The sequence below is a fragment of the Candidatus Avelusimicrobium fimicolum genome, assembly GCF_021632165.1.
In the GTDB taxonomy this organism is placed as follows: Bacteria; Elusimicrobiota; Elusimicrobia; order Elusimicrobiales; family Elusimicrobiaceae; genus Avelusimicrobium; species Avelusimicrobium fimicola.
This window is the reverse complement of sequence record NZ_JAJWTS010000028.1, coordinates 1-11,374: the sequence shown is the minus strand read 5'-3', so window position 1 is coordinate 11,374 and position 11,374 is coordinate 1. Positions and strand designations below refer to the sequence as shown.

The following is an 11,374-nucleotide window of genomic DNA, read 5'->3' as shown; positions in this document are numbered from 1 at the left end:
ATATATACTATTAAAAGCCGGAGCAAATTTATATAATAAACTATCTTTAAAGAAAGGGGAATTGTATGAAGAAAGGTTTTACGTTAATTGAATTGTTGATTGTAATGGTAATTGTAGGCGTGTTGGTAACGGTCAGTCTGCCCAAATACCGCGCATCTATGGAGCGCGGCCGCGCAACGGAAGGGATTAACAATGTCCGTGCAATTAGCGACGCGGTAAATGCCAAATATGTAATGAACGAAAATTCGTATTCCCTTGCGGGTTTGACGGATTCCAACGGAAATGTAACCGGGGTGGATATGACTAAGAGCGTTAATTTTTCAACACCTAAGATGACTCTTTCCGACAGCAAGGTAACTGTTACCACTACGCGTACGGGCAGTTATACGCTTACGGCGACTAACCAAAACGGTGAACTTATAAGCATTGAGTGCACGGGGGATGCGGAAACCTGCCAAAATATAGGTATGGAGAAAAATTCCTCCGGCAAATATGTATTGCCTTTGTAAGCGGCCCTTTTGTAAAAAAACTTGTAAAAAACCCGCCAGCCGGCGGGTTTTTTTGTCTAATTCAAGCGGTTTTGGCGCAAGGCTTCAAAAAGCACAATCGCCGCCGACGAGGAAAGATTGAGCGAACGGACGGGGCCTGTCATAGGTATTGTAAACAGACGGGTTCGGTAGCGTTCGTAAAATTCCTTGGGCAGTCCGCACGATTCAGCGCCAAAGATAAGGAACGCATCGGGTGGGAAAATGGCATCCCAATAAGATTTTTGACCCTTCGTGGAAAGAAAAAACATTTTTTCCTCTGCTGGTTTTTCGGCTTCCAAAAAAGCATCCCACGTTTCGTAACGGCGGTAATCCAAATTGGGCCAATAGTCCAGGCCCGAGCGGCGGATTTCCTTAGATGCAATTTTAAAGCCGAGTTTGCCCACTAAGTGCAGGCGCGTATTGGTGGCTACGCACGAACGGCCAATGTTGCCCGTATTAAAGGGAATTTCGGGGTTTACAAGTACAATATTTAGCATAATTTTTATTGTGTCATTGCCGGCGTGGACCGGCAATCCAGTTTGTTTATAAAGAAAAATACAAATCTTTCCATAGTGGGTTATCTTTCTCAATTAGTTGTGTTTTCCAAGCGCGTGTCCATTGCTTGATTTCTTTTTCTCTGGCAAGTGCTAATCGTATATCCGTAAATAATTCATAGTGTACAAGCAAGTGCACATTATATTTTTTAGTAAAGCCTTCTACAATATTATTTTTATGTTCCCAAATACGGCGTAATAAATTATTGGTTACTCCTGTGTACAGAGTTCCATTGCGTTTACTGGCTAAAATATATACCGCATAAGTGGACATAACTTATAAAAGACCTGGATTGCCGGTCCACGCCGGCAATGACAGATTAATTAGACGAGCACTATAAAAAACGGCCGGAAAAGTCCGGCCGTTTTTATAAGAATAACCTTATTCTTCCCAACGAATAAAGAGCGGCGTTAATACGCTGGGGATATTCGTGTTATAAGGTAATACACGCAAGGCATAGTCCTGGCGGCCGCTGTTAAGCGGGGACATAGATACTTCATAAGTGTAAGCGTCTCCGTCTTTGCCGGTGCAGGTCATATCAATAGCATCTTCCTTGACAATGTCGCCCAGGGTTCCGCGTTGGCCCAAGTAAAGTTCTACTTGTATGTCTTCCGGAGCCAGTCCGCCCAAGACCACGCGGGCTTTAAAGTTGACCTTATCACCCATTAAAATAGCACTTTCGGGTTGCGGGGTGATATCGGTTACTCCCACGCGGTACCAGTTGTCCGCAATTTTACTGCGCCAGGCGGCTACGGCTTCGGCTTTGCCGGGCTCATTTAAAATAAGGCTGTAATTGTTGGCGGGCACATAGAAGCGTTCGTAATATTCCTTTACCATACGGTTTGTGTTGAAGAAGGGGGCAATGTGCTTGACCGATTCCTTCATCAGCGACACCCACGGCAAGGAATAAGCGGAGCCGACTTCTTTGGCATAGTAAGCGGGGGCAATATCCTGCTCAATTAAATTATAGAGCGATTCAGATTCCACCGTGTCGCGTTCTTCGTCGGATTTGTACGTTTCCGGTCCGCCGATAGACCAGCCGAAATCGCACGGCCCCACTTCGTCCCACCAGCCGTCTAAAATAGACAGTGCAAGTGCGCCGTTTAAGGCGGCTTTCATACCGCTCGTGCCGCTGGCTTCCATCGGGCGAATCGGGTTGTTGAGCCATACGTCCACGCCCTGTACCATATAGCGGGCGACGTTCATATTGTAGTCCTCCACAAAAACGATTTTGCCTTTAAAGCGAGGGTCGTTTTGTGTCAGGCCGACAATCAGTTTGATAAATTCTTTACCGGCCGTATCCGCCGGGTGCGCTTTACCCGCAAAAACGAATTGGACGGGGCGCTGCGGATTGTTGATGATTTTATCCAAGCGGTTCAAATCTTTAAACAGCAAGGTCGCGCGTTTGTAGGTGGCAAAACGGCGGGCGAAGCCAATGGTCAGCACGTCGGGGCGCAAAACGCTGGAAGCCTTTTTAACGGTCATCACGTCAAAGCCTTGGCGGGTAAGTTGGCGTTTTAAACGGCCGCGCACCATATCAATCAGTTTGTTTTTGCGTGCGGTATGCACGTCCCACAACTCGCCGTCGGGGATATTGGTTATATTTTCCCAGGCTTGCGTGTCGGAAGGATCTACTTCGCCGGTTTGGTTGTTGCCGAATAAATATTTGCGGTACAGTTCGTTGAGTTCGTGCGAAATCCAAGAAGAACTGTGAATACCGTTGGTAATGCTGGTTATCGGTACTTCGCTGATAGGCAATTCGGGCCAGAGGTTGTGCCACATTTCGCGGCTTACTTTACCGTGCAGTTTGGCTACACCGTTGCAGAAGGCGGCCAAGCGCAGGGCAACTACCGTCATACAATAAGTAGCAGAGTTGGCCTTTTCTTTACCTAAGGCTAAAAATTCTTCCCAAGAAATACCCATTTCTTTGGCATAGAAGTCCATATATTTGCGCACGAGGGCGGGGTCAAAGTGTTCGTTTCCCGCAATAACCGGTGTGTGGGTGGTAAATACGGAGGAAGCCCATACAATTTCGCGCGCTTGGGCAAACGTCAGGTTCTTTTCGCGCATAATGTCAATAATGCGTTGGAAAAGCAGGAACGCGCTGTGCCCCTCGTTAATGTGATAAACGGTCGGTTTAATGCCCATAGCATCTAATGCTTTCACACCGCCGATACCAAGGACCACTTCTTGGCGGATACGGTTTTCGCGGTCGCCGCCGTAGAGTTTTTCGGTAATGGCGCGCTGTGCGGGGGTATTTTCCTGCAAGTTGGTATCTAACAAATAAAGAGAGGTGCGCCCCACAGGTACGCGCCAGATGCAGGCTTTAATGTTTTCGCTTCCCAATTGGATATCTACGGTAATGTCTTTGCCGTCTTTGGTTACGCGTTCTACCGGCATATGAGCCCAGTCGTTATCCGGATATTCTTCGTTCTGCCACCCTTCACGGTTTAGTACCTGCTGTACATAGCCTTGTTTGTAGAACAAACCCACGCCGATAATTGGCATACCCAGGTCGCTGGCGGATTTCATATGGTCGCCCGCAAGCATACCGAGCCCGCCGGAGTAAATCGGTAAACCTTCGCCGATACCGTATTCCATAGAAAAATAGGCTGTTAACAGGTTGCCGTTTTCGTGGCGGTGTTGCTGGTACCAGGTGTTTGGATTATTTTTATAGTTGTAGTAAGAAGTTTTGACGGCATTTAAATTATCTAAAAACGCCTGGTCTTTGCTTAATTCTTCAAAGCGTTTCTGAGGTACGCAGCCCAAAAACCATTTCGGGTTGCGTTTGGCGGTAATCCACAGTTTTGCATCTACCTGTACAAAAAGTAAGATGGCGCGCCAATTCCAGGTAAACCACATATCATTGGCCAACTCTTCCAAAAACTTGATGTTTTCGGGTAAGTTGGGCTGCACGTTAAAAGAATGGATTTTCATTACGTTCTCCCCTTGTTATTTCAATATACAGAAATTATATAAAATTAAGGTACAAAAAGGCCGCCTTTCCAAACGGATTGGCGGCCCTGTTAAAACAAGTGATGTTTACAGCACTACATTTAAGATGATAAAGCAGGCAATCATCAAGGCTGCGCCCAAACCTACGGCGTGTTTGGCCCACTCTTTGCTCTTAATGCCCAACTTGGAAGCGCAGATAATGTTGGGAATATTGCCCGGGATGAGCATCCCGCCCGAGATAATCAAACTCATCAGCAAAAACGTAAGCGTGCGAGTGCTGATTTCCGGTGTTACCTCAATAGCGGCCAAGGTGGCGTTGTCCAACACGGCGGAAAGGGAGTTAATCCAATAAAGCCAACTGGCTGATAAGTGCGAAATGGTCTGCATCGCAAGCGGTTTTAAACCGTCGCCCAAAAACACTAACGCCATTACGAACAAATATACTTTGGCCGCGCGGACCACAATGCTTTTAATGGTGTGGCCGTCGCCCTCATTGTTTTCGGCGGCTTTGGGCCCGGGAGCCTTTTGAATAACGTCTGCGCGAATAGAACTGGCCATACCGGCCATTAACAGTACCCCGCCAAAAACATACCAGCCCAAGTGTTCCAGCAGGAACCAAAAATCGGCAAAATGCGGCGCGCCTTTTAATTTGGAAAGCACTACCGTTCCCAACGGCTCGCCAATGGAGGTAAGCACTGCACCCATACCGATAGCAAAGCACGAAAATACCACCAGGCGCGTGCGGCCCTTGCGTTCCAAGGGGAGCATTACGGTAACTTCCGCCAAGATAAGCGCCGCGATAATAGCGGTAATAATGCTGGACGTAAGCCCAAGTAAAAAGACGATTAAAAACAACGTCCAGCGCAGACCGATGGTTTTAACGGCCTTGTGTGTCAGTTTTTGCAAATGCACATTGAATTTGCGGAAAAGTAAACCCGCAATTAAAACGGCTAATGTGATTTTGATTGGGTCTTCCAGCGCAGTCAAAACCAGATGTCCGCTCCACATTTTGGAAACGGAAACCGCAATAATTCCGCACAGGAACAAAAAAGCTTCCAAGTTTTCTTCCACTTTGTGTACGGTAAGCGGCAAAAAGAGAACGATTGCGATTAATAGCGACAGTAACGTCGTCTGCCATACGGCTAATTCCATAACAGCCCCCTGTAAAGGTAAGATAAAATTATTATATAAAAAAAGCGGAATATTCGGGGAGTGCTTACGCACCGGGAAAAAATATGATAAAATTAATTTAAAGGTCCCGTTCGTCTAGCGGTCCAGGACGCCGCCCTCTCAAGGCGGAGATCACGAGTTCGAATCTCGTACGGGACGTTTTCTCCTTTTAAACCCCGCATCCGGCGGGGTTTTTTATGCCGTCCCTAGGCCTAGCCTAAAATGCTAAAATATAACTAATCGTCCGTTTTATTATATTCAAGGAGTCTTTTACTATGGAAATCGGTATCGTCGGTCTGCCTAACGTAGGCAAATCTACCCTTTTTAATGCGCTGACCTGCGCCGGAGCGGAAGCGAGCAACTATCCGTTCTGCACCATTGAGCCAAACGTGGGCATTGTGCCTATACCGGATAAACGGTTGGATAAGTTGTTTGAAATGTTTAATCCTCCTAAAAAAACCGCCGCTTTTATTAAATTTGTGGATATTGCCGGTATCGTAAAGGGCGCGAGCCAAGGCGAAGGGCTAGGCAATAAATTTTTAGCCAACATCCGCGAAGTGGACGCCATTATACACGTGGTGCGTTTGTTTGAAGATGAAAACGTAACCCACGTGATGAACTCGGTGGACCCCTTGCGCGACATTGAGGTAATTAATACGGAATTAATGCTTGCCGATTTGGAAACGGCCACCAAGGTATGCGACCGTCTGGGATCCAATGCCAAAAGCGGCAAAAAAGATGCCGTAGCCGCCTGGGAACGGATGAAGGAAATCAAGGCCGCTCTGGAAAACGGCAAACCGGTCAGTTCCCTGCAATTAGAGCCGGAAGAACTGAAAGATTATCAATTTTTAACCGCCAAACCAGTGCTGTATGTGGGCAACAATTCGGAAAAGCGCAATGTGGAAAATGCCGAAAAGGTAGCCAAATACGCCAAAGAAAACGGAGCGGGCTTTTTGGAGTTGTCTGTTAAATTTGAGGCGGATATCGCTGAATTTAGCGAGGAGGAAAAACACGCCTTTTTGGCCGAAACGGGTAACGATTATACAGGCTTGGAAAAAGTGGTTCGCGAGGGGATGAAACTCTTGAACCTTTGCACCTATTTTACCGCTGGGAGCGAAGTGGAAGTGCGCAGTTGGCTAATTCCCGTAGGGTGTACGGCTCCGCAAGCGGCGGGCAAAATCCACAGCGATTTTGAAAAAGGCTTTATCCGCGCTGATGTTTACACTTTTGACGATTTAGCCAAGTTTGGCAGCGAAAAAGCCCTGCGCGAACACGGTTTAATCCGCTCCGAAGGGAAAGACTATATTGTAAAGGACGGCGATGTCTGCCTGTTTAAAATCAATGCCTAATATTTCGTGCAAACATTTCGGTAAATGTGGCGGATGCGCCCTTTTGAACTTGTCCTACGGGGAGCAAGTAGCCAAAAAACAGGCCAAACTGCAAGAAACCTTAAAAGAATTTTGGCAAGGGGAAATCCCGGTAACCGTAACGGACGAACCGGTCAATTTCCGCAACAAGGTGGAACTTGGTTTCTGCCACCAGGTTAAATGGCGCGACGATTACGATAAAAAGGACCCCGCCAATAAAACCCGCCCGCTGGAATTTGAAAGCGCGCTCGGTTTTAAATTAAAGGGCCGTTGGGACAGAGCGGTGGATATAGAGGAGTGTTATTTGTTTAACGACAAACTAATTCCTCTTTTGAACGCTATCCGCGCCTGGGCAAAAGCCGAAAATTTGGAATATTACGACCAACGCAAGCATACGGGAATTTTGCGCCACTTAATGGTTCGCGAGGGTAAAAACACCGGGGAAGAAATCGTTGTGCTGTTTGTAACGGACGATTTTAACGAAAAAACTTTTGTGCAAACGGTGGAGTCCGTTTTGCCCAATGCTAATATTATGGCCGCCGTCAATAACGGGCTGGCCGATACCGCCGCGCCCGAATCCCTGCGCGTATTAAAAGGAAAAGATTTTATTTTAGAGCGCATTTTTTTAACCAACGAAAAAGGGCAAAAAGAGCGCGAAATAGTGTTTAAACTTTCGCCCCAATCTTTTTTTCAAACCAATACCAAAACCGCGCAAAAGATGTATTCCCGCGTGCGTGGGGTGGTTAAAAAACTCGCGCCGAAACGCATTTACGATTTGTACGGCGGGGCGGGCAGTTTTTCGCTGTCGTGCGCTGATTTGTGCGAAAAAAGTATTTGCGTGGAAAGCGTAGCCCCTGCCGTATATAATGGGATTGAAAATGCCAAAATTAACGGGGTTTCCAATGTGCAATTCTTCTGCTCCAAGGTGGAAGATTTTGTCAAGGAACAACCCCTTGAACGTAAAGAGGCCCTTATTATTTTGGACCCGCCCCGGGGCGGGATGCATCCCAAGGCGGCCAAGGCGGTGGCAGAATCGGGCGTGGAAAATGTACTCTACATTTCCTGTAATCCGGTTACGCTGGCAAGCGATTTGAAAATTCTTACCCAGCACTACGAAATTTTGCACGTAGAAGCCTTTGACTTTTTCCCGCACAGCGAGCATATTGAAACCTTCGTGCAAATGAAATTAAGGGGATAAATTATGGCAAACAAATACTTACAGGCGGCAGAACAGGTTTTAGAAAAAAATTCTAGAATGTTGTCTGTTGGCGAAATCTGGGAGCAGATTCAAAAGGAAAAAATTCCTCTTGAATCTGATGGTAAAACTCCCTGGGCTTCATTGGGTGCCAGTTTATATACGAATGCTAAAAAGAATGACGGCAAGTTTTTTTCGCAAGGAAATCGCCCCAAAGTTTTTGGCCTTAAAGTAAAAAAGTATAGTTCTGCTGTAATATTACCCCAATCAAATTCCCAATCTATAGTTCCCAAAGATAACGAAAGAGTTTTACATCCATTATTGTCCGTATTTGTACATTCTAATGGACATTTTGAAGCATATACTAAAACAATTTATCACGAGAAATCCAATAGAGAAAAAGCAGGTTTAAATAAATGGATTCATCCAGATATTGTTGGGGTTTATTTCCCCTTTAATGGATATAAGAAAGAAACACTTGAATTGTTGGAAATACTACAATCCAATACTTATAAGTTATTCTCTTTTGAAATGAAATGGGAATTGCTGGCAGATAATTATAAAGAATATTATTTTCAGGCGGTTTCTAATTCTTCTTGGGCTCACGAAGGATATTTGGTTGCACCCAAAATTGATATGGATATTATTCCCGATTTAGAGCGCTTGGGAAATGCTTTCGGTATCGGTATTATTAAGTTAGATGTAATTCACCCGCAAGAAAGCGAACTTCTCGTTCCCGCCAGAACTCGTAGTATAATAGATTCTGATACTTTGGATATGTTGGTTGAAAAGAATGATGATTTTAAAATTTTTGTTGATAGAGTTTTAAAAAATAAAAAAACGAACGAAGTAACAGAAAGCAATTACGATAAAATCCTCTCGGATGAGGATTTATCTAGATATATCACAGAACATAACAAAATTTTTCAAGAAAAAGGTCTTATCTAAAAAGGACTATTTTTAATATGCCCATGACTTTGGAAGAATCATTAAAATCTTTAAACCCCCAACAGTTGGAGGCCGTCAATTATGATGCCGGACCTTGCCTGATTGTGGCCGGTGCCGGGACGGGCAAGACCAAAACCCTAACCACCAAAATCGCGAAATTAATTGCGGACGGCTATCACCCGGCCCGTATTTTGGCGGTAACATTTACCAATAAGGCCGCGCAGGAAATGCGCGAGCGCGTGGATTCATTGGCGCCGGGGGCGGGGAAAAAGGTTTGGATTCACACCTTCCACTCGTTTGGCGTGCGTATTTTGCGTCAGAACGCACAAGCACTCGGTCTGTCGCGCGATTTTGCTATTTACGACGATTCCGACCAAAAGAAAGTAGTCAGCCTGATTTTGGAGCAAATGGGTATCAAAGACCCTAAAAAGGAAATCAGCCAAATTGTCGGTTTGATTTCCCGCGCCAAAGACGATATGGTTTCGCCTGAAACAATGATGCAAAGCGCAACAGCCAGCGGGCTGGATTTTAAAATCCGCGCCGCCGAAGTCTATCGCCGCTACGAACAGAAACTTAAAGAAGCGGGCGCGTTAGATTTTGGCGATTTGCTTGTAAAGACAGTTGTTCTATTGCGCGACCACGAGGATATCCGCTCCTATTACCAAGAATTTTTTGAATATATTTTAGTGGACGAGTATCAGGATACAAACCATACCCAGTACCTAATTACCAAAATGCTGGCTGCCAAACGCCGTAAATTGTGCGTGGTGGGGGACCCCGACCAAAGCATTTATTCTTGGCGCGGAGCCAATATCCGCAACATCTTGGAATTTGAAAAAGATTTCCAAGATGTAAAAACTATTACCTTGGAGCAGAATTACCGCTCTACCAAAGTTATTTTGGAAGCCTCCAACCGTTTGATTACCAAAAATAAAAAACGCAAGGAAAAAAATCTTTTTACCGATAAATCACAAGGCGACCCAATTGAGGTGCGCGAACTTTTAACGGAGGGCGATGAAGCACGTTGGGTCAGCCAAAATATTAAAGCCTTGGTGGATGAGGGCGCCAGTTTGAAGGAGGTGGCTGTTTTTTACCGCACCAATGCACAGAGCCGCAGTTTTGAAGACTCCTTCCGCCGTTATCAAATTCCGTACCGCTTGGTGGGGACGGTCCGCTTCTACGACCGTAAGGAAATTAAAGACATTATGTGCTATGCGCGCATTTTGATTAATCCCGCCGATAACGTAAGTCTTTTGCGCATTATCAATACGCCTGCCCGCGGGCTCGGCAAGGTAGCGCAGGACCGTTTTATGGCATACGCGGAAGAAAATCACCTTTCGTTGTATGATGCCTTAAAAAACGCGGCCTATGTGCCGGGCGTTAGTGCAATGGCCTTAAAAGCCGCGTTGCGTCTGGTCCAACTGTTTGAAAATTGGCGCGGGGATATGCTTTTGACGGACCCGGCGGATATCTTTCACAAAATTTTAGTGGAATCCGGCTATATGGATGCCGTAAAAGCCGAAATGGAAAAGGACCCCGAAGCCGAATCCCGCTTGCAAAACTTGGACGCGCTTATCAACGCCGTAAAAGAATACGAGGAGCGCTGCCACAAGGGCGAAAAAGAGCCGTCTGTATCGGACTTTTTGCAGGAAATTTCCCTCTTATCCGGCGAAGATGATTCCAACGCGGGTGAAGGCGGCGCCGTAACCCTGATGACCGTTCACCTGGCAAAGGGGTTGGAATTTAACAATGTGTTTGTAACCGGCTTGGAAGAAAACCTGTTTCCCATTTGCAAGGATAATGAGGACGAATTGGAAGAAGAACGCCGCTTGTGTTATGTGGCAATGACGCGTGCGCGCGAAAAACTCTTTTTAACGTATGCCCAATCTCGCCGCAAATTTGGACAACGGCAGGATAATTTGCCTTCCCGCTTTTTGTTTGAAAGCGGACTTTTAGATGAGAGTGAAGTGCGCGAAAGCACACAACCCCGCTATACGGATTATCACTCTAAATACGGTTTGTACGGCGCGGGTGCGGGCGGTTCCTATTCCGGCGGCAATTACGGCGGGGGATATTCCCGCGGGCGCAATAATTTTGGCGGCAATAACCGTTACCAAAATTTTGAAGGCTATGCCAGCAAGAGCCGTTTCCAAAAACGCTATGACGAGGACGGCTACGAAATAGAAGATAACGATTTGGATTACGAGTCATCTTCTTATAATTCTACGCCCGGTTTTGGTTCGCTCTATTCCCGCCCGATGCCTGCTCCGGCGGCGGAGCCGCGGCAGTTTCCTAAGGGGCGTGCGTATCCGTTCCCGACGGCCGGCCAACAGGCGGTTTCTAAACCGGCAGAACCGGCTCCTAAAAATGCGGACGGTGTGGCTGTGGGCGGACTTGTCAAACACGGGGTATTCGGGCAAGGAAAAATTGTCCAAGTGGCAGGCTCCGGCGACAGTGCCAAAATTACTGTCCTTTTTGGCAATGGGGTACGGCGTACCTTTATGCTGAAATTTGCCCCGCTTGAATTATTGTAAAAGCGTAGTTTTAATAGGAAAAGCCGCAAGGGTGTATTGCCCTTGCGGCTTTTTCGTTGTTTATGTTAAAAGGGTTGTTTTATTTTTTTTTTTTGTTAAAATTTTGAAAATTAAGGCCGGATA

The 11,374-nt window shown here is 46.2% G+C and carries 9 protein-coding genes and 1 tRNA gene; 6 read left to right on the top strand and 4 right to left on the bottom strand.

The features are described 5' to 3' along the window. The first annotated feature begins 65 nt into the window (after positions 1-65). Positions 66-509 (top strand): type IV pilin protein, encoded by a 444-nt coding sequence (locus ACQY2K_RS07905; RefSeq protein ID WP_428041408.1) that lies wholly within the window; start codon positions 66-68, stop codon positions 507-509. 56 nt (positions 510-565) lie between these two features. Here ACQY2K_RS07905 and ACQY2K_RS07900 read toward each other — a convergent pair whose 3' ends face one another. The 4 genes from ACQY2K_RS07900 to ACQY2K_RS07885 form a co-directional block, all read right to left on the bottom strand. Continuing rightward, the gene (locus ACQY2K_RS07900) at positions 566-1,024 is read right to left on the bottom strand and encodes a tRNA (cytidine(34)-2'-O)-methyltransferase (protein ID WP_428041407.1); all 459 of its coding nucleotides are present in this window, start codon (positions 1,022-1,024) and stop codon (positions 566-568) included. 46 nt (positions 1,025-1,070) lie between these two features. Then, positions 1,071-1,355 (bottom strand): GIY-YIG nuclease family protein, encoded by a 285-nt coding sequence (locus ACQY2K_RS07895; protein WP_177746145.1) that lies wholly within the window; start codon positions 1,353-1,355, stop codon positions 1,071-1,073. A 108-nt stretch (positions 1,356-1,463) separates the two neighbouring features. Continuing rightward, positions 1,464-4,019 carry an alpha-glucan family phosphorylase gene (gene glgP, locus ACQY2K_RS07890; protein WP_428041406.1) on the bottom strand — a complete coding sequence of 852 codons (2,556 nt, stop codon included), beginning with the start codon at positions 4,017-4,019 and terminating at the stop codon, positions 1,464-1,466. A gap of 105 nt (positions 4,020-4,124) precedes the next feature. Continuing rightward, positions 4,125-5,189, bottom strand: coding sequence for a DUF1646 family protein (locus tag ACQY2K_RS07885; RefSeq protein ID WP_428041405.1), 1,065 nt, complete (start codon positions 5,187-5,189; stop codon positions 4,125-4,127). 103 nt (positions 5,190-5,292) lie between these two features. Between ACQY2K_RS07885 and ACQY2K_RS07880 the strand changes: the two genes are divergently transcribed. The 5 genes from ACQY2K_RS07880 (at position 5,293) to ACQY2K_RS07860 (ending at position 11,251) form a co-directional block, all read left to right on the top strand. Continuing rightward, positions 5,293-5,366, top strand: a tRNA-Glu gene (locus ACQY2K_RS07880). A gap of 116 nt (positions 5,367-5,482) precedes the next feature. Then, positions 5,483-6,556, top strand: coding sequence for a redox-regulated ATPase YchF (gene ychF, locus ACQY2K_RS07875; protein ID WP_428039926.1), 1,074 nt, complete (start codon positions 5,483-5,485; stop codon positions 6,554-6,556). After that, the gene (gene rlmD, locus ACQY2K_RS07870; RefSeq protein WP_428041404.1) at positions 6,528-7,772 is read left to right on the top strand and encodes a 23S rRNA (uracil(1939)-C(5))-methyltransferase RlmD; all 1,245 of its coding nucleotides are present in this window, start codon (positions 6,528-6,530) and stop codon (positions 7,770-7,772) included. The genes ychF and rlmD overlap by 29 nt, the downstream gene beginning before the upstream one ends. Positions 7,773-7,775: 3 nt before the next feature. Further along, positions 7,776-8,717 (top strand): HTH domain-containing protein, encoded by a 942-nt coding sequence (locus tag ACQY2K_RS07865; protein ID WP_428041403.1) that lies wholly within the window; start codon positions 7,776-7,778, stop codon positions 8,715-8,717. A 17-nt stretch (positions 8,718-8,734) separates the two neighbouring features. Next, on the top strand, positions 8,735-11,251 hold the full coding sequence (locus ACQY2K_RS07860) for an ATP-dependent helicase (RefSeq protein WP_428041402.1): 2,517 nt from the start codon (positions 8,735-8,737) through the stop codon (positions 11,249-11,251). Positions 11,252-11,374: the final 123 nt, after the last annotated feature.